Origin of the sequence: Rhodococcus sp. ACT016 (assembly GCF_050477185.1) — a bacterium.
Lineage (GTDB): Bacteria > Actinomycetota > Actinomycetes > Mycobacteriales > Mycobacteriaceae > Prescottella.
Window position 1 is genome coordinate 4,574,191 of record NZ_JBEAET010000001.1, and the last position, 19,279, is coordinate 4,593,469.

Sequence of the window (19,279 nt, forward strand, 5' to 3'; positions counted from 1 at the left end):
GGAAGGATGTGACGCGGTGTCCGAGCAGGGAGCGGACCGGAAGCCCCGAGCGGCCGAACCGAGCGGTGTCCGCCCGCGCCGCCTGGCCGAGATGGTCGCGGACCAGATCCGCGAGCGCATCCTCCGTGGCGACCTCGCCGAGGGCGACCTGTTGCCGAAGGAAGCCGAACTGCGCGAGCAGTACCCCGTCAACGTCCAGTCGCTCCGTGAGGCGATGCGCATCCTCGAGGCCGAGGGGCTGGTGCAGGTGCGGCGCGGCAACCGGGGCGGAGCAGTGGTGCACCGCCCCACCCCGGGCAACGTCGCCTACAGCCTCTCGATGGTCCTCGCCATGTCCGGCACCGACATCGACGACGTGGGCCGCGCGCTCGACGAGGTGGAGCCCATGTGCGCCGCTCTGTGCGCCGAGCGCAAGGACCGCGCCACCGAGGTGGTCCCGGTTCTGCGCGCCCTCCACGAAGAGTCGCTGCGCAAGGTCGACGACTTGGTGGCGGCGACCACGTTGTCGCGACGCTTCCACGAGGCCGTGGTCCAACTGTGCGGCAACCGGTCGCTGATCGTGCTCGCCGGCGCCCTCGAGTCCCTGTGGTCGAGCCACGTCACGGACTGGGCCAACGAGCGGGCCGATCCCGAGGCGATCCCCCAGACCGAGCGGAGGCAGGCCCTGGCCGTCCACGGCCAGATCCTGCAGTGCATCGAGGACGGCGACGCCGCCTCCGCCCGGGTGATCGCGGCGCGTCACCTCCGGGACGTGCAGACGTACCCGCACGACCCCGCACGACCCCACGTCCCCCTCGACCCGGCCGTCGCCCGGGATCGCCTCTTCTTCGGCTGACCGCCGACCGGGCCCGCACCGACAGCCGGGCCCGGACGGGCATCGGTCAGAAGCTGTTCGGATCGTCGATCACGCTCTGCGGCACCGGATGTCGGTACAACTTGGAGGCGTTCTCCCACGTGATCTTGCGCAGCTCGTCGGCAGAGAGCCCCTTCATGGACTCGTTGACGACCTCCATGGTGCGCGGCCACAGGCTGTCGCTGTGCGGGTAGTCCTCCTCGAGCAGGATGTGGTCGATGCCGATCCGGTCGCGCAGCGCCATCGTCGACGGATCCTCGACCGCGCAGAACCAGAAGTTCCGCTTGAGCACGTCCGCCGGCGAGATGTCGATGCCGTCCCATGTGCCGTACATCGACGAGTACGTCGTCATGTGATCCAGACGGTCGAGCAGCGCAGGCACCCAACCGATTCCGCCCTCGGACATCACGATCTTGATATTCGGGAACCGTACCGGGATCTTCGAGAACAGCCAGTCGACGGTCGCGAACATCGCGTAACCGAAGAACAGCGTGCCGGCAACGTCCGGCGGCGCGTCCTCGGACGTGCTCGGCGACGTGCTCGACGACCCGATGTGCAGGTTGATGACCGTCCCGGTCTCCTCGCACGCCCGCATGATCGGGTCCCAGTGCCCCGAGTGCACCGACGGCAGACCCAGCGCGTGCGGGCCCTCCGAGAACGTCACCGCCTTGAAGCCGCGCTCGGCGTTGCGGTAGATTTCCTGCGCGCCGATCTCCGGGTCCAGGAAGTACGGAATCTGGCAGGGGATGATGCGATCCGGGTACGGGCCGGCCCACTCCTCGAGGTGCCAGTCGTTGTAGGCGCGCGTCGCGGCGAGCGCCAACTCCTGGTCGTTCGTGCTCAGCTGCAGACGCTGGCCGGCGAAGCCGGGCAGGAACGACGGAAAGTTCAGGGACGCATACACACCCGATAGGTTCATGTCCTTGATGCGATGGTGGATGTCCCACGATCCGCGGCGCATGTCCTCGAAACGCTGCGGGTCGAAGCCCCACTCGTCGACCGGACGACCGACAACGGCGTTGAAGCCGACGTTGGGGATCTCCTTGCCGTCGTACACCCAGATGTCCGCGCCGTCGCGATGGATCACCTTGGGAGCCCGGTCGGCGAACTTCGCGGGCAGACGGCCCTCGAAGGTGTCCTTGGGTTCGACGATGTGGTCGTCGACCGAGATGAACGGGAAGGGCCGGTGCGCCTTCTCCGGTTCGGGCAGGAACGTGACCTTGCCCTTGACATTGGTCGTGAAGTCGGTGTTGTGGATCAGCTCGTCGAGATTGGCCATCTCGCACACTCCTCGGGTGCTCGGTTGACTGCGGATCCGGTTGCACTGCAGGCGAAGCCGGAACGCAATGGGGTGGATGTACTCAGTTCAGGACGTCGGGCTCGGTGCGCAGGAGCTTCCGAACGGCTCCGGCCCAGTAGACGCCGGCAGCGCGCTCGACGAGCGCCTTCTGCATCGCTACGCGGATGCTCTTCTCGATCGGCAAGGGGTCCCTGCCGAGCAGGAGGATGTCGTAGGCCAGTCGACAGAACCGATCGATCGACGCCGCGCGGTAGACCGCGAGTTCGATCGTGTCGGCGGTCGTGATGATGCCGTGGCTGGCGAGGATGACGTTGTTGCGGTCACCGATCTTGTCGGCGAGGTCCCTGCCCAGGTCGGCGTCGCTGACCTCGCCGCTGTACTCGTGGACGAGCGACAGGTCGTCGTCGTAGAGGCTGCCGGTCTGGTGCGCGATCATCGGCAGCACGCCCACCGCGGCCAACAGCGTCACGTAGTACGGGTGATTGTGGATGACCACGCGCGCGTCCGGGCGGCGTCGGTGCAGTTCGGTGTGGATGTGATAGGCGGGAGTGACGTCCCATTTGCCCTCGATCACCTTGCCGTCGGCGTCGACCCGGCACACATCGGAGGCCGAGACCTCCTCCCACCACAGCCCCCACGGGTTGATCAGAAGGCTGTCGTCGTCACGATCGGCCCACGTGATGTGGCCGGCCATGTTCTCGCTGAAACCGTCGTGCGCCAGGGTCCGGAAGGCACACGCGAGCTTCTGCTCGTTGGTGAGCTCGACGCCGATCGGCGGGGTGACACTCGGTTGCCAGACGTCCATCGAGTCCGATTCTCGTTCTTCGGATTTCGTGGACCCTTCGATTGCGGTCACGGCGCCTCCTTGCGTCGAGAGTGAGCCACATCGGGAACTGTTCAGACTCTAACTTACAAAAGATAGCAATGTAAGCCCCGTCTCACTGAGAGGTACCGATTCGCCGAATCGACCCCGAAACGACGAAGCGCTCGCCCCCGAACGGGTGGCGAGCGCTTGTGCCGAAACGCTTTTCGCGGTCGACGACCGGCTCAGTCGGTACCGAATCCACTGGCCGGACGCGTGAACACCTCCCGCACCAGCGGAACGAAGGTGTCGATCGGCAGGGTGTCGTAGTTCGGATCGAAGGACACCTGGTCCCATTCCGCGCAGAAGTGTGCGCACGTGTCGAAGTACGGGCTGTTCTGGTAACGATCGCGCGCATTGACGTCCAGGCCCAGGCGATCCCAGTAGTGGTAGCCCTGGAACACGCCGTGGTGCTTGACCACCCAGGTCGCCTCGGCGTCCAGGTACGGGGCGACGATCGCGGCGGCCAGTTCGGAATGGTTGGCCGGCGCGATGGCGTCCCCCACGTCGTGCATCAGGGCGGCGACCACGAGATCCGTTCGCGCGCCTTCCCGCAACGCGCGGGTGGCGGTCTGCAGGGAGTGCTCGTATCGGTCGACCTGATAGCCCAGCGTGGGACCCTTCAAGGCCTCGAGCATCTCGATCATCGTCTCCGGCAGTCGATCATTGAGAAAGAGTTTCGACTCCGCGACGATCAACGCTATGTCCTCGACCGTCGATTCGTCCATCCGTGTGAAGCCGACCTGTCGCCCGCTCGACGCATCGATAGTCATCACTCACGTCCCTTCCGTTGCGATCCCTCCGAGGCGGACCAGACCCGCCCTGAACCTCAAATCTTTATATAAAAAGGGCGGGTTGCGGGCAAGGGCTCGTCCCGGTGGGCAAAACACCGGGCTACCCGCGCAGGAGCGGGGCCACCTTCGTGAACAGCAGCTCCAGGTGCCGATCGACGAGCCGATCGGGCATCCCACCCAGACTCGCCCACAGATAGACGTGCTCGACGGGCATCCCCTCCGTACGGCGGCGGATCTCGGCAGCGGCATCGTCCGCGGTCAGCACCGTGAGCCCGGGAACCGATCCGGTCCGGTCGAGAGTCGAACGCAGCTCCTCCTCGGCGTCGGCAGCGCTCGTGGTCCCGCCGCGTTCGCGCTGGTAGCTCGCGACCTGGTGAGCCAGGTACGGCAGGAGTTCGCGTGTCGTGCGGTCCGGGTCGTCCGCGACGACGATGTCCATGACACCACCCGTCCGCGCGCCCGCGGCGTCGTGACCGCCCTCCTCGAGCCCCGCGAAGTACGGCGCCATCAGGGCCCGGTCCAGTGTGAGCAGCCCGGCCCCGAGCCGTCCCGCCCGCGCGGCACCGCGCGGGCCCTGGTAGCCGAGCCACATCGGCAGCGGCCGCTGCACCGGCCCCGGAGTGACCCCGCCGTCCGTCAACAACGCCCGTACCTTGGCGAACACCGAGTCCGTCACCGCGTACCGTCGGGCATGATCCGAGCCGAAAGCGTCGAACTCCCGTGCGGCCCAACCGGCTCCCATGCCGAGTTCGAGGCGGCCGTTCGACACCAGGTCCACGATCGCGGCCTCCTCGGCGATGTGCACCCGGTGCCGGTGCGGCGCGACGAGCACCGCGGTACCGATCCGTATCCGCTCGGTTCGCGCCGCGATCGCGGCAGCGAGGGTCAGGGGCTGCGGAAGGTATCCGTCGTCGAAGAAGTGATGCTCGGTCATCCACACCGAATCGGCGCCCAGCGACTCGGCCCACACGACTCGGTCCAGCATCTGCCGATAATGATCGGCCCACGGCCTGCGCCACGGCGCCGGGTTGCGCATGTCGAGGAACATTCCGAGTTTCATGTGCGGGAAGGCCTTTCACGTGGGCGAACATCGGGCCGGGAGACGTGTCGACGGGGAATGATCACACGGACGCCCGTCTCAGCTCGTCCACCTCGCCGCGCAGCGCCAGGATCTCGACGCGCAGATGTTCGAGTTCGACAGCGGCCACCGGGCCGCCGCCGGTCGGCGCCGGAGCGGGCACGGGCGACGCGCCCGGACGAGCCGTGATGCCGTCGACCAGCAGTGCGACGAGAATCCGGGCGGTGACCGCGTGATCCGTATCGACAGTGTCGCGATGCCGGCGCGCGGCCGTCCACACGATCTCCCGAAGCAGTTGCCGGAGCCGTTCGGGCGGGAGATCCGCACGGAATCCCCCGTCGGCGACTCCGCGGTCGATGATCCGCGCCCAGACGTCCTCGACCTCACGCGTGCGCGCGTCGATCTGCGCGAATCCGGGCTGAGAAGACAGGTTCGCGAACTCCCTGGTGTGGATCTCCGATGCGTGCGGGTGCCGGACCGCGACCCGCAGCGACACGTGGACCAGATCGTCGAGTTGATCGTGACCGTCTGCCTGCCAGCGAATTTCGCTCGAATAGCTGTTCATCAGGTCGTCCAGGAAGGCGACGAGGATCTCGGCGACCAGCTCGTCCTTGGAACCGAAGTGGTGGTACAGGCTCCCCGAGTGGAGACCGACCGCGTCCGCGATGTCGCGGACCGTGGTGCCGCCGACACCACGAGTCGAGAAGAGGAGGGCGGCGTGCGACAGGATCTCGTCCCGCCGGCCGGCCGAGCGCATACGACCCCCTTACCCGTGTTCGGCGAGGTTCGGATCTCCCCACACCTTCGGTGGTCTCGCGAACACCTCCTCGAGCATCGGCATGAAGAACTCGAGGGGCTCGGATTCGTAGTCCGGGTCGAACGACTCCTGGTCCCACGCCGCGCAGAAGTGCGCGCAGGTCTCGAAATACGGTGAGTCGCGGTACCGCTCGCGGCTGTCACTCGGGATGCCGAGCTTGTCGCCGTAGTGGTGGGTCTGGAACACGCCGTGGTGCTTGACGACCCAGACGGCCTCGTCGTCGAGCACCGGCCGGAGGATCGCCGCCGCCACCTCACTGTGGTTGTCCGGGCACAGGTCGTCGCCGATGTCGTGAAGCAGTGCCGCCACCACGAGATCGACCCGCGCCCCCTCCCGCTGGGCACGCGTGGCCGACTGCAACGAGTGCTCGTAGCGGTCGACCCGATAGCCGAACGTGTAGCCCTTCATCGATTCCAACAGCCGCACAACGGTTTCGAGCCAGTGGTCTCGCCGGTGGGCGGCCGCCTCGTCGCGGATCAGTTCCATCTCGGCAACGGTCGCGTCGTCCATCCTCGTGAAATCGACGGTCCTCGGCGCATCGGCCATGTCAGCTCCCAAGATCCATGCAATGTGTCGCAGGTAACAGTACGTCGCCCGAGGCCAATACTCAATCGGTCGATTGGGAATTCCCAATCGACCGATTGACACCCGCGCATCGGTGCCCGAATATGTCTGCACATCACGCTCGAGTTCCCGGGAGCACGCCGGCAGCACAGACCCGGCCGCTCGCCCCGCACATCTTCGAATCAGCTCCTCCCCGCACGCAGCATCAGAAGGAGAGTTCATGACATCGTCAGCGCCGTCGGCCGGCACCTCCGACACACCGGACGCCCCGGGCCCGCTGTCCACCACCCGATCCGTCCGCGGCAAGGCCCGAATGATCCTGGCGGTCAACATGGGCAACGCGTTGGAGTGGTTCGACTGGACCGTGTTCGCGATCTTCGCGGTCTACTTCTCGAACAAGTTCTTCCACTCGGCGAACGAGGTGTCGAACCTCCTGTCCACCATGGCCGTGTTCGCAGTCGGGTTCGTGATGCGCCCGCTCGGCGGCCTGTTCTTCGGTCTCGTTGCGGATCGCCGCGGCCGAAAGTTCGTGATGGTGCTGACGATGACGCTGGTCGCGGCGTCGAGCGTCCTCATCGCGATCGCACCGACGTACGAGCAGATCGGCGCGTTCGCATCGCTGTGGCTGCTGCTCGTGCGGTGCCTGCAGGGCGTCGCGCACGGCGGTGAGCAGGGCGGCTCCTACACCTACATCGCCGAGGTCGCGCGTCCGGACAACCGTGCGCTGTGGGGTAGCACGGTGATCATGTCGACGGTCGGCGGTACGGTGCTCGCCACGCTGCTCGGCGCCGTGATGCGCAGCGCCGTCGACTCTTCGACGATGTCGGACTGGGGATGGCGCGTCCCCTTCCTGATCGGCGGACTGCTCGGATTCTTCGCCCTGTACCTGCGTCGCGGACTCGAGGAGTCCACCGCCTTCTCCGAAAACTCCACGGCGACCGCCGAAACCGCCACCGAGTCGTCGGCGCGCGTCGCCCTGCGCGACATCTGGGCACAGCGCAAGTCCATCCTCCGCGTCGTGATCCTCGTCGGCGGCACCTCGGTGTTCTCCTACACCTGGTCGGTCAACGCCCCCGCCTACGCCATCAGCTTCCACGACGTCGACGACCGGCTGGCGATGTGGGCCGGCGTGTTCGCGAACATCGTCTTCATAGTCGCGCTGCCACTCGCCGCACTACTCGCCGACCGCATCGGCCGGCGCATCAACAACATCGTGTGGGGAATCGGGGTCGCGCTGTTGGCCTTCCCGCTCTCGGGCATGCTCGACAGCTCGGCCGTCACCCTCGCGACCGCGATGTCGCTCGCACTGATCCTGCAATCGTTCGCCGCGAGCACCCAGGTGGCCTGGTTCGCAGAACTGTTCGCCACCAAGTCCCGCGCCGCCGGCACCGGCATCGCCGTGTCGCTCGCCGCCGCGATCTTCGGCGGCACGGCGCCATACCTGAACTCGTGGCTGACTTCTCGCGGAACGCCCGATTTGTTCACGTGGTACGTCATCGCCCTCGGCCTGTCCGTCGCGGTCGCCGCCTTCTTCACCCGGGAGACCAAGGGCGCCGCCCTCACCGGCGGGACCGCCGATACGGCCCAGCAGGCGGTGCCGGGCCGCCCGTAGCGGGGTCCGCGAATCGTCCTCCACGACCTGCGCGTTGTGACACACTGTGCTGTCCGTGCGCGTGGCCCTCCCGGGCCGCGTGCACGGTCAGGGTTTCGCGGGGGTGTACCGCGGTGCACCGACGGTGTCGGTGGGTCTGGGGAGTGTGGTTTTTGGAGCCTGAATCGGGGACTGGAAGGCGTGAGCGCCGGAGTGCTCACGCCCACCGGACGTTGCTCGACCGGCCGAGGCTGTTCGCACTGCTGTCGGAGCTGCCCGCACTGACGGTGGTCCGCGGGCCGGCCGACGCCGGCAAGACGAGCCTCGTGACGACGTGGATCACGTCACCGCAGGCGCCGCCCGGACCGGTCGTGACGATGGGCTCGCCCACATCGTCCACGACCCCGGACGACTACTGGGCCGAGGTCTCGCGACGAATCGACGCCGCCCTCGGGTCGTCCGAGACAACATCCGACCCGGTGACCCTCGTCCTCGACGACGTCGATCGGCTCGACGACCCGACGACGGAGGCCCGCATCCTCGAACTCCTGGACGGTCACGGGCGCCTGCACGCGGTGGTGACCACCCGCAGCACCCGCGTCTTCGGCGATGCCGACCTACTCGACGTCGATCACGTCACGATCTCCCCCACCGACCTGCTGATGACACCCGACGAATCCCGCGCGGTGCTCCTCGAGCGCGGCGTCGCGCTGCCCCAGCGGCTGATGGGGACGGTGCAGGCTGCAACGGGCGGTTTCCCGCCGTTGGTGCAGACCGCGGTGGCCGTCGCGCGATCCTTCGCCTCCGACTACGCGCAGAACCGGGAACTGGCCCGACACGCACTCGAGCGGGCGATCGATCGCTACGTCGAACGGGAGATCCTGCGCGATCCGGCCCTCGCCGATCTCCGGGACTTCATGCTCACGATCGCAGCCGCGCGGACCGTCACCACCCCCGTGGCCGAGATGCTGACCGACGAGCGGGCACCGCAACGCCTCCGGGAACTCGAGGCGGCGGGCGTGCTGGTCCGGTCGCCGTGGCCCAAGGACGACGAGTGGCGGTACCCCGCGCCGATCCGCGACTCATTGATGCGCATCGTGCGCCACGCGGCTCCGGACGGACCTCTTCAGGCCTCGAGCGACCTGGCCCGGTGGTTCCTCGACCGCGGTGACCCGGCCGCTGCACTGGCACATGCGGTCGACGCGCGCGACTGGGACCTGGCGGTCGTGATCATCAAGGCCGACTGGGTGCAGCTGATGTCCCGGCACTTCCACCTCGTCCGCGAGACCCTGATCACGCTGCCCGAGGAAGCGGCCGCGGGCGACATGTCGATCAGGGCCGGACGAGAACTGTTCCTGCGGTTCGGATCCGACGCCACCCATATCGCCGACCCGGTGCCGCTCGAGACCGCCGGCGACAATCCCCCGAGCACCGCGGAGCTGGCCGACGCCCTGGCGGTCGGCAGTGTTCAATCACTGATCCTGAGGGTCTCGGGTAACTTCGCACAGGCATCCCGGATGAGCGTCCGAATGTCGGAGCTCGGCGAGCGCGCTCTCCACACGGCGCCGACCGAGGTCGGACCCTTTCTGCCGCTGCTGCGCCTGCAATGGGGTATCACGCACCAGCTGCGCGGCGACATCGCGCGGGCATCGACCGAATTCCGGCGCGCGTACAACAGCAGTCGGCCGATCGGAATCGACTTCGTCGCCCGCAGTGCGGCCGGTGGGCTGGCGCTGAACTACGCCCTCACCGGCGAACTGACGCACGCCGAGTCCTGGCTCGACCGGGAACGCCGGCAGGAGGACGCCGCCTGGGGCACTCCGACGATCCGCGTCAGTGGACTGGTCGCGTCCGCCTTGGTCGCGATCGACCGCATGGAACCGGCCCGCGCCGAACAGGCCCTCACGGAGCTGGGCAATCTCCCCGACGACGAGGAGCTGTGGGCGTTCGCCCTGTATGCCCACTGCCAGTTGGCCCTCGTCAGCCGGCACGCCGAGATGGGCCTCGACCGGATGCACCGCGCGGTCGCGGTCTACGACCGTTGGTTCACCCCCGAGTCCGTCGCCGCGCAGTTGCTCGCGGCGACCGAGGCCGATCTGCACTTGGCCCTGGGCCGGGGCAACGAGACGTGGACGGCGCTCGAGAAGGCGCGCGGACGCGGCCCCTGGACGACGATCGCCCACGCGCGGATGGAGCTGGCGAGCGGCCAACCCGCCGCGGCGCTCGCGGACTGTGCGCAGCCGGCGATCGCGGACTGCCCGTACCCACGCATCCGCCTCGAATCCGCGCTGATCCAAGCGGCCGCAAACGTGGATCTGACACACCACGCCCGGGCACAGACGATGCTGCGACGCGCCATCGCGCTGTTCGAGCAGACCGGGACGGTCCGCCCCTTCGCATCGATGCCCGCCGCACAGATCGCCCAGCTGTCGGAGCTGGGGATCGCGCTGCCCGACGCCTGGCTGGCCGCGGCACCGGGTGCCGACGACGCGGTGTTCCCGGACCGGGTCCAACTGGTCGACATCAGCGACCGCGAGTCGGCGGTGCTGGTCGCCCTCATGTCGACGCCCTCGATCGCGGAGATCGCGGGCCGGCTGTTCGTGTCGCAGAACACCGTCAAGTCCCAGCTCCGCAGCCTGTACCGCAAGCTCGGCGTCCATTCCCGCGCCGAGGCGCTCCTGACCGCGGCGCGCCTGGGTCTGATCGGTTCGGGGCCCGAGTCCTAGCGTCCGTCGACGTCCGGCCGGGGCGGGAATAGTTCCGTCCGCGATGCGTTGAGCTACGGTGAACTAGTTGAATCCTCAACTAAGAGATCTCAGGAGTTCCCCATGCCTGCCGTGACCGTCGACAACATCCTCGCGCTGCCGCGCCTCGAGGCCGCGGACCCGTCCGCGGTGGACAGGCCGGTGCTCGGGGTGGTCACCGCCCCCGTCGGCTACGAGGGCGAGGGATTCCCCGTCCGTCGCGCCTTCGCCGGCATCGATCTCGCCCACCTCGACCCGTTCATCCACATGGACCAGATGGGCGAGGTGAACTACGCGCCCGGTGAGCCGAAGGGCACCCCGTGGCACCCGCACCGCGGCTTCGAGACCGTGACCTACATGATCGACGGGATCATGGAGCACCAGGACTCCAACGGCGGCGGCGGCATCATCGGCGGCGGCGACACCCAGTGGATGACCGCCGGCGGCGGCATCCTGCACATCGAAGCCCCGCCGGAGCACCTCGTGATGAGCGGCGGCCTCTTCCACGGCGTCCAGCTGTGGGTCAACCTGCCCAAGAGCAACAAGATGGCCGCGCCGCGCTACCAGGACATCACCGGCAGCAAGGTCGCGCTGGTGTCGAGCCCGGACGGCGGCGCGCTGGTCCGCGTGATCGCCGGCGAGATCGGCGGCCACCAGGGGCCCGGGTCGACCTACACCCCGATCGCGCTGTCGCACACGACCGTCGCACCGGGTGCGAGCGTGACGCTGCCGTGGAACCGCGACTTCAACGCGCTGGTCTACGTGCTCGCCGGTGACGGTTTCGTCGGCGCGGATCGTCGACCGATCTCGTCCGGCCAGACGGCGGTGTTCGGCCGGGGCGACTCGATCACGATCACGGCCGCCGACGTCCAGGACTCGCGCACCGAGTCGCTCGAGGTGTTCGTCCTCGGCGGACAGCCGATCCGCGAGCCCGTCGCGATGGCCGGCCCGTTCGTCATGAACACCAAGGCCGAGGTCCTGCAGGCGTTCGAGGACTACGAGGCCGGGCGCCTGGGCTCGATCCCCGCCGCCCACGAGTCCCTCGACTGACACCAATCCCGTTGCTGGACAATCGATCACCTGGGTCGGTCGACCGACCGCCAGGTGATCGCGTCCGACACTCGTCCGTGAACACTCCGAGACCGAACCGACACCACTGATTCGGCGCCGACGGGTCCCACTTCGTACGCTGTGACTCGACAGCGCGAAATGCGTCGAATGCACTTGGGAAGCCCCACGCGCGACTGTCACCGAGGAGGACCGCATGCCAGCTCTCACCACGCCCCACATCGACGTCCACCGTGCGGGTGACCGTATGAAGACCCGCATCCCGTGGCTGGACTCGAAGCACTCGTTCTCGTTCGGTCACCACTACGACCCGGACAACACCCATCACGGGTTGCTGCTGGTCAACAACGACGACATCGTCGAGCCCGGACAGGGCTTCGACACCCATCCCCACAAGGACATGGAGATCGTGACCTGGGTGATGCGGGGGTCACTGGTGCACCAGGACTCCATCGGCCACTCCGGAATCATCTATCCGGGTCTCGCCCAGCGGATGAGCGCGGGCACCGGCATCCTGCACTCGGAGAAGAACGACTCGTGGCGGTTGCAGGGCGACGAGCACACCGATCCCGTCCACTTCATCCAGATGTGGGTGGTCCCGGACGAGGCCGGCATCACCCCCGGCTACGAGCAGCTCGAGATCGACGCCGAACTGCTGACCGGCGGGCTGGTTCCCGTCGCGTCCGGCATGCCGCAACACCGGGACCACGCCGCGATCCGCATCAAGAACAAGTACGCGTCGCTGCACGCCGCCCGCCTGCAGCCGGGCCAACCGGTGCGCATCCCCGAGGCTCCGTTCGTGCACGTCTTCGTCGCACAGGGCACCGCGGAGATGGAGGGCGTCGGGACGCTGTACGAGGGCGATGCGGTCCGTATCAGCGCGTCGGGCGGCCAGACCGTCACCACCGAGACCGGTGCCGAGATCCTGGTGTGGGAGATGCACGCGCGTCTCGGCGGATGAGATCCGAGCCGCAGCGACCGCGTTCCGCCTGCTAGCCAGGAGGGCATGAATTCCGTAACGGTCGCACCGCGCGGCATCGACCCGCTGAACACCGTGATGGGTGTCCGCACCCTCTGGATGAATGCGGCGGGCGCCAGCTTCGAGCAGTCCGTCGGCCCACGGTTCCACGACCACCGCGGGCTGACGACGCTCGGGTCGGTGGGTGTGGTGGCCGACGACGCCGTCGCCGGCGCGTTCTACGTGTCCGCACCGGAGGGCAGTCGCACGGTGGTCTCCCAACTCGTCGTGACCGCGGCGGCGCCGTTGCCGACGGCCGGCACCGTCACCGCGGCGGCATCGACAGCTCATCTCGACCTCGCGACCGGCACCGGCGTCACGCACGGCGAGATCCGCGACGCGCAGGCCCGGGTCGCGGCGGTGCTTCACGCCCGCAGCTTCATCGTCTCGCGGCCGACCCGAACCGAACTGCACTACGGCCCGGCCGCGGAACTGGTGGTCCCGGAGCCGGAGGAAGTCACACCCGTCGACGAGCTCGCGGCGATGCCCGGCCTGGCGATCGTCGAGGGCATCGCGTCGGGCCGGGTGCACCGCGGTCCGCTGGCCGGGCTGACCGAACTCACCGTCGCGACCGTGGCCCGCGGCACGATCAGCGGCCTGATGACGCCGCGCACCTGGATGAGCAACGCCGTCGGCACCGTGCAGGGCGGCGTACTGCTGTCGGTGGCCGACCTCGCGGCCGGGCTCGTCGCGCAGACGCTCACCGAGCCGGGCACCACGTTCCGGACGCTCGACGCCCACCTCGACCTCGTCCGGTCCCCCGCCGTCGACGGCCCGCCCATCCTGGTGGAGGCGGACGTCGTCCGCGCCGGACGACGTCTCGCGCTGATCGAGACGCGGCTGTCGACGCCGGACGGGCACCTGCTGGTTTCCGCGCGCGCGAGCGCTCAGCTGGGACAGCCGTCCGGCCACCCCGGACGCTAGTGGTACACAAGACCGATGACCACGACAGCCCCGGACGTCCCGGACCTGAGCACCGCACCCGAAAGCCGCGACCGGCTCAACCTGTTCATGGGCGTCGAGGCGCGCGAGGTGCGGCCCGGGCACCTCGTGCTCGCGCAGCCGGTCGGTCCCCGCTTCCACGACCACCGCGGCCAGACGATCCTCGGTTCGGTCGGCGTGCTCGCCGACGCGTGCCCCGGCGGCGCGCTGGGCAATTCGATACCGTCCGGCGCCGGCATGGTGCTGTCGCAGATCTCGGCGACGCTGGCGGCGCCGCTGCCGGCCCATGGACTGGTCGCCTCGACCGGTGACGTCGTCACGCTCGACGTCGACTCCGGCATCGGTCTCGCGGCCGGCGCGATGCACGACGGCGACGGAAACACGGTGGCGGTCCTGCAGTCCCGCGGTGTCTTCGTCACGCGGCCTCGCGCGAACGCGGACGCGGTCTTCAGCGGCGAACGCCTCCCCGTGCCCGCCCCCGAACCGTGCGCGGCACCGGACGAACTGGCGGGACGCACCGGCCTGGACGTCGTCGACGCCATCGCGTCCGAGCAGATCGCGCGCGGCCCCCTCGCCGGGCTGCTCGACATTCGCCTCACCGACATCGAGCGGGGCAGTCTCACGGCGACGTTCGCGCCGCGGGACTGGATGAGCAACTACCTGGGGTCGATCCAGGGCGGCGTCCTGATCACCGCGGCCGACCTCGTCAACGGCCTTGTCGCACAGACTCTCACCGCGGCCGACCAGCAGTACCGGATCCTGGACCTGCGCATCGACTTCGTCCGATCCCCCGCTACCGACGGCCCCGACATCCGGGCGGAGGCGGAGGTCGTCCGCGCCGGACGCCGGCTCGCGCTCATCGAGTCGCGGCTGCTCGACGGGTCCGGACAGGTGCTGATCCGCGCGGCCGCGAGCGCACAGCTGTTCTGATCCGGTTGCCTCACAGGCGATTCACAGCCGACGTCCAGGATCGCACAAGCCGGTGTACGCACGATGGTTCTACGAATCACTCGCTGCACGGAAGGATGTCGCGTGAACAAGGACGTGGAACTGAGCCGGCTGCGGATCAGCCGACGACGGGCACTCGCACTGGGCGGAACGGTCGGGCTGAGCGGGCTGATCGCGGCGTGCAGCAACGGCGGTGGCGGCAGCTCCGCGACCACGACGACGGCCGCCGCCGGCACCACGACGGCCGCCGCCACCGGAACCGTCGACGAGCAGCTGCTGGCGTTGCTCGACCAGGCACCGCGGTGTGTCATGGCGGTCGAGGAGACGCAGGGGCCGTACTGGTTCGACGTCGACTCCATCCGCAGCGACATCCGTGAGGACCGGCCCGGGCTCGAGTTGGACCTCGCGATGCGCGTGCAGGACCTGACGAACTGCTCCGCCGACGGCAGCGCAACCGGTGTCGCCAACGCGGTCGTCGAGATCTGGCACTGCGACGCGGGCGGCGTGTACTCGGGCTTCGAGTCCGGTTCCGTGGCCGCCAACCAGGGCGGCGGCATGGGCGGGCCCGACGGCAGCATGGGCGGCCCCGGTGGCGCCATGGGCCAACCGCCGCAGGGCGGACCCCCGGGCGGACCGGGTGGTCAGCCCCCGCAGGGAGGCCCCGGTGGCGAGCCCCCGCAGGGTGGCCCCGGCGGTATGGGCGCCATGAGCGGTTCGGGTGAGACGTCGAACGGTTCGTACAGCGTCGGCGACCAGGAGGCCGCGACCACCGACGACGGCACCTACCTGCGCGGTGCGCAGACCACCGACGCGAACGGCATCGTGCGGTTCACGACGATCTTCCCCGGCTGGTACACGGGCCGCACCGTGCACATCCACCTCAAGGTCCACGTCGACAAGAAGACCGTGCTCACCACACAGTTGTTCTTCGACGACGCCCTCAACGACGAGATCTTCTCGACCATCTCGCCGTACACCGACCACACAGGTCGCGACACCCGCAACGACACCGACGGCATCTTCGACAAGGCCGGCCTGATGGTCACGTCGCGGCAGTCGGACCGCATGCTGGCCGCGATCAATCTCGGCGTCGACGTCTGACCCCTGCCTCCGGCCGAATGTCACATACGTCTACTTGGAGTGAACGTATGTGACATTCGGCCATCGGGGTTCGGCTGGACCGGGCAGCGGCGGCGGAGTCGGTGTAAAGATGGAGCGATGACGACTGCGCAGCATTCCGGCATCGACCTCACCTATCTCGACGCGGGCACGCGCCCGCAGGACGACCTGTTCGTGCACGTCAACGGCAAGTGGCTCGACGAGTACGAGATCCCGGCCGACCGCGCGGTGGACGGCGCGTTCCGCACGCTCTACGACAAGGCCGAAGAGGACGTCAAGACGCTCATCCAGGAGGCGTCCGAGTCCGGCGCGGCACACGGCACGGACGCGCAGAAGATCGGCGATCTGTACTCGAGCTTCATGGACGCCGACGCGGTCGAGGCGGCCGGGCTCGCCCCCATCGCCGAGGAACTGTCGTCGGTCGCGAACGCGTCGGATCTCAACGAGCTGGCCGGGATCATGGGACGCCTGCAGCGCACCGGCGTCGGCGACGCCGTCGGCCAGTACGTCGACACCGACGCCAAGAACTCGGCGCGCTACCTGGTGCACTTCACGCAGTCCGGCATCGGCCTGCCCGACGAGTCGTACTACCGCGAGGACAACTACGCGGAGGTTCGCGAGGCCTATGTCGCGCACATCCGGAAGATGTTCGAGCTGGCCGGGATCGGGTACGACGCGCAGCGCGTGTTCGACCTCGAGACCGCGATCGCCGCAGGCCACTGGGACGTCGTCAAGCGCCGCGACGCGGAGCTGAGCTACAACCTGGTGACGCTGGACGACCTGCAGTCGCGGCACGGCGGATTCGACTGGGCCGCCTGGATTTCCGGCCTCCAGGCCACCTCCGAGCAGCTCGCCGAGATCGTGGTGCGCCAGCCGAGCTTCGTCGAGTCGTTCACCGAGCTGTGGACCTCGCGCCCGATCGAGGACTGGAAGGCGTGGGCCACGTGGCGGATCCTGCACTCGCGGGCGCCGTACCTGACCGAGGCGATCGTCGCCGAGGACTTCGCGTTCTACGGCAAGACCCTCAGCGGCACCGAGGAGAACCGCGAGCGCTGGAAGCGCGGTGTCTCGCTCGTGCAGGACCTCCTGGGCGAGGCGGTCGGCAAGCTGTACGTCGACCGGCATTTCCCGCCGGAGTCCAAGGCCCGCATGCAGGTTCTGGTCGCGAATCTGCAGGAGGCGTACCGCCGCAACATCTCCGACCTCGAGTGGATGAGCCCCGAGACCCGGCAGGCGGCGCTGGCGAAGCTCGAGAAGTTCACGCCGAAGATCGGCTACCCGGACAAGTGGCGGGACTACTCGGCCGTCGAGATCGACCCGGCCGACCTGGTGGCCAACTACCGCAGCGGGTACGCCGCCGAGCACGACCGCGACATCGCCAAGCTCGGCGGCCCGGTGGACCGCGACGAGTGGTTCATGACCCCGCAGACCGTCAACGCCTACTACAACCCGGGCATGAACGAGATCGTCTTCCCAGCAGCGATTCTGCAGCCGCCGTTCTTCGACGCCGAGGCCGACGACGCCGCCAACTACGGCGGCATCGGCGCGGTGATCGGCCACGAGATCGGCCACGGCTTCGACGACCAGGGCGCCAAGTACGACGGCGACGGCAACATGATCGACTGGTGGACCGACGACGACCGCACCGAGTTCGGCAAGCGCACCAAGGCACTGATCGAGCAATACAACGACTTCGAGCCCAAGGACCTGCCGGGACATCACGTCAACGGCGAGTTCACGATCGGCGAGAACATCGGCGACCTGGGCGGCCTGTCGATCGCGTTGGAGGCGTACCGCATCGCGATCGAGGGCGCCGACGCTCCGGTGCTCGACGAACTTACCGGTCTGCAGCGGGTGTTCTTCGGCTGGGCTCAGGTGTGGCGCACGAAGGCGCGCAAGGAAGAAGCGATCCGACGCCTCGCCGTCGATCCGCACTCGCCGCCGGAGTTCCGTTGCAACGGCGTGATCCGCAACCTCGACAGCTTCCACGAGGCGTTCGGGGTCGAACCGGGTGACGCCCTGTACCTGGAGCCGGAGAAGCGCGTCAAGATCTGGTAGGCGCTTCGCGCCCGTGCGCCTTTTCGGTAGCGACTCCTACCGAAAAGGCACACAGGCGCGACAGCGCCCCGCGCTGTCGCGCCTCCAGCCTTCGCGGGTGAGGACGGACTCGACCTCGCGGGCAACGACGCACGGCATGCCGCCGACCTCGTCCATCCCGTACACCAGTCGCGGGCGACCGGCGAGTTCGGCGGCGTTGTCGCGTCGCCGGTCCCGGAACTGAACCTCCCGCATCGAGTGCGCCCAGCGGCCGTCGAGCCGAACGATCAGCGGCACACCGCACTCGGAATAGTCGACGTCCTCGTAAAGTGTGCGCCCGTCCACGATCACCGGGCCCTGACGGTGCGCCGGCGGTAATCCGTGCGCCTGTTCGACGTCGACTGCGTAGTGGTACTCGAGCACCGATTGCACACCATCAGCGAGGAGCGTCACCGCACTGTCGAGTGCACGACGGTAGCGGCGAGGGCGCCGCTCAATCATCCGTTGCTGAATGTCCGCCAACCGGATTCGGGCGTTGGTGACGGTCGAAATCAGCGAAACGTAGGCCAGTCGTGCAGTCGGCTCAGCGATCGCGACGTCCAGGGCAGTGTCAGCCTTCGACGTCCTCGGGTGCGCCGTCTCGACGCCGATGTGCCGGTGCGCGCGGGACCGATGCACGACGACTCCTGGGTGTAGGAGCGAGCCTGGCCGAACGACGGGGTGTGCGGACGCTCGTGCGGGCAGTGTCTTCGTCGCCGTCTGCGGCCGGGACGACTTGCCGTACGGCACCGTCACGTGCACCGCTGCGGTCTCGTCGACCCGGAACATCCCCCACTCCTCGGCAGCGGTCCGATGGCTGAGCATCGCATGGTCACCGCCGTAGAGGAGCGCCGCGGAGAGCGTCATCTCGCGGGTCAGCGGCCCGTTCGTCACGGCATAGACGCCTCGGAGGACGCGCCGCCAGCGTCCCGTGTCCAGTAAGTGCCGGACATGCCCACGGCCGTAGCCCAGGACTGCGACTTGAGGCTGCGTAACCATCCCGCACTGGTCGTCCACGAGTTGCTGGAGGTCGGATCGCTCGGATGCTGTCATGACCGGAGCGTGCGCGGTGATCACGACAAGATCCGCCCCCGGTCGAGAAGTTGTCCACAGGCCCGTGCGCCTTTTCGGTAGGACCCGCTACCAAAAAGACGCACGGGCGGCGAAGCCGCCTACCGCGCGTACATGATCACGCCCACGCCGCACAGGCAGATCAGCGCGCCGATGATGTCGTAGCGGTCGGGCCGGAAGCCGTCCATCACGACCGCCCACAGCAGCGAACCCGCCACGAACACACCGCCGTACGCGGCCAGGATGCGCCCGAAGTTGGCGTCCGGTTGCATCGTCGCGACCAGGCCGTAGATCCCGAGCGCGATCATCCCGGCACCGACCCACAGCCACCCGCGTTGTTCGCGCACGCCCTGCCACACGAGCCAGGCTCCGCCGATCTCGAACAGCGCGGCCAGGACGAACAGCAGGATCGAGCGAGTCACCGTCATGGCACG

Annotated in this window: 17 protein-coding genes; 9 read left to right on the top strand and 8 right to left on the bottom strand. The window is 68.4% G+C overall.

All coding sequences use genetic code 11. From position 1 onward, the window contains the following. Positions 1-16: 16 nt before the first annotated feature. The gene (locus ACQ5DX_RS21030) at positions 17-835 is read left to right on the top strand and encodes a FadR/GntR family transcriptional regulator (protein ID WP_430334418.1); all 819 of its coding nucleotides are present in this window, start codon (positions 17-19) and stop codon (positions 833-835) included. Positions 836-881: 46 nt separating this feature from the next. On the opposite strand, the gene ACQ5DX_RS21035 is transcribed toward ACQ5DX_RS21030, so the two are convergent. The 6 genes from ACQ5DX_RS21035 to ACQ5DX_RS21060 all read right to left on the bottom strand — a co-directional run bounded on the left by ACQ5DX_RS21035 (position 882) and on the right by ACQ5DX_RS21060 (position 6,250). Next, positions 882-2,132: an amidohydrolase family protein gene (locus ACQ5DX_RS21035; protein ID WP_430334419.1), complete on the bottom strand. Its 1,251-nt coding sequence runs from the start codon at positions 2,130-2,132 to the stop codon at positions 882-884. An 82-nt stretch (positions 2,133-2,214) separates the two neighbouring features. Continuing rightward, on the bottom strand, positions 2,215-2,958 hold the full coding sequence (locus ACQ5DX_RS21040; RefSeq protein WP_430335763.1) for a class II aldolase/adducin family protein: 744 nt from the start codon (positions 2,956-2,958) through the stop codon (positions 2,215-2,217). 242 nt (positions 2,959-3,200) lie between these two features. Next, positions 3,201-3,788, bottom strand: a complete 588-nt coding sequence (locus tag ACQ5DX_RS21045) for an HD domain-containing protein (protein WP_430334420.1) — start codon at positions 3,786-3,788, stop codon at positions 3,201-3,203. Between the two features lie 121 nt (positions 3,789-3,909). Next, on the bottom strand, positions 3,910-4,869 hold the full coding sequence (locus ACQ5DX_RS21050; RefSeq protein WP_430334421.1) for an LLM class flavin-dependent oxidoreductase: 960 nt from the start codon (positions 4,867-4,869) through the stop codon (positions 3,910-3,912). A 61-nt stretch (positions 4,870-4,930) separates the two neighbouring features. Then, a complete protein-coding gene (locus ACQ5DX_RS21055; RefSeq protein WP_430334422.1) occupies positions 4,931-5,644 on the bottom strand; it encodes a TetR/AcrR family transcriptional regulator in 714 nt (237 codons plus the stop codon). Positions 5,645-5,653: 9 nt separating this feature from the next. Then, positions 5,654-6,250, bottom strand: coding sequence for an HD domain-containing protein (locus ACQ5DX_RS21060; RefSeq protein ID WP_430334423.1), 597 nt, complete (start codon positions 6,248-6,250; stop codon positions 5,654-5,656). A 238-nt stretch (positions 6,251-6,488) separates the two neighbouring features. Between ACQ5DX_RS21060 and ACQ5DX_RS21065 the strand changes: the two genes are divergently transcribed. The 8 genes from ACQ5DX_RS21065 (at position 6,489) to ACQ5DX_RS21100 (ending at position 17,756) form a co-directional block, all read left to right on the top strand. Continuing rightward, positions 6,489-7,880 (top strand): MFS transporter, encoded by a 1,392-nt coding sequence (locus ACQ5DX_RS21065; protein ID WP_430334424.1) that lies wholly within the window; start codon positions 6,489-6,491, stop codon positions 7,878-7,880. Between the two features lie 212 nt (positions 7,881-8,092). Further along, positions 8,093-10,585, top strand: a complete 2,493-nt coding sequence (locus ACQ5DX_RS21070; RefSeq protein ID WP_430334425.1) for a LuxR C-terminal-related transcriptional regulator — start codon at positions 8,093-8,095, stop codon at positions 10,583-10,585. Between the two features lie 102 nt (positions 10,586-10,687). Then, the gene (locus tag ACQ5DX_RS21075) at positions 10,688-11,653 is read left to right on the top strand and encodes a pirin family protein (protein ID WP_430334426.1); all 966 of its coding nucleotides are present in this window, start codon (positions 10,688-10,690) and stop codon (positions 11,651-11,653) included. Positions 11,654-11,867: 214 nt separating this feature from the next. Continuing rightward, complete coding sequence (locus ACQ5DX_RS21080; RefSeq protein WP_430334427.1) at positions 11,868-12,632, top strand: pirin family protein; 765 nt, start codon at positions 11,868-11,870, stop codon at positions 12,630-12,632. 45 nt (positions 12,633-12,677) lie between these two features. Then, a complete protein-coding gene (locus ACQ5DX_RS21085; protein WP_430334428.1) occupies positions 12,678-13,613 on the top strand; it encodes a hotdog domain-containing protein in 936 nt (311 codons plus the stop codon). 15 nt (positions 13,614-13,628) lie between these two features. Next, entirely contained in the window at positions 13,629-14,561 is a 933-nt protein-coding gene (locus ACQ5DX_RS21090) for a PaaI family thioesterase (protein WP_430334429.1), read from the top strand. Positions 14,562-14,663: 102 nt separating this feature from the next. Next, a complete protein-coding gene (locus tag ACQ5DX_RS21095) occupies positions 14,664-15,680 on the top strand; it encodes a protocatechuate dioxygenase (RefSeq protein WP_430334430.1) in 1,017 nt (338 codons plus the stop codon). Positions 15,681-15,797: 117 nt separating this feature from the next. Next, positions 15,798-17,756 (top strand): M13 family metallopeptidase, encoded by a 1,959-nt coding sequence (locus ACQ5DX_RS21100; RefSeq protein ID WP_430334431.1) that lies wholly within the window; start codon positions 15,798-15,800, stop codon positions 17,754-17,756. Between the two features lie 36 nt (positions 17,757-17,792). On the opposite strand, the gene ACQ5DX_RS21105 is transcribed toward ACQ5DX_RS21100, so the two are convergent. Together ACQ5DX_RS21105 and ACQ5DX_RS21110 are read right to left on the bottom strand one after the other, a co-directional pair. Next, positions 17,793-18,827: a type IV toxin-antitoxin system AbiEi family antitoxin domain-containing protein gene (locus ACQ5DX_RS21105; protein ID WP_430334432.1), complete on the bottom strand. Its 1,035-nt coding sequence runs from the start codon at positions 18,825-18,827 to the stop codon at positions 17,793-17,795. Positions 18,828-18,946: 119 nt separating this feature from the next. Further along, positions 18,947-19,273, bottom strand: a complete 327-nt coding sequence (locus ACQ5DX_RS21110) for a YnfA family protein (RefSeq protein WP_430334433.1) — start codon at positions 19,271-19,273, stop codon at positions 18,947-18,949. Positions 19,274-19,279 lie beyond the last annotated feature (6 nt).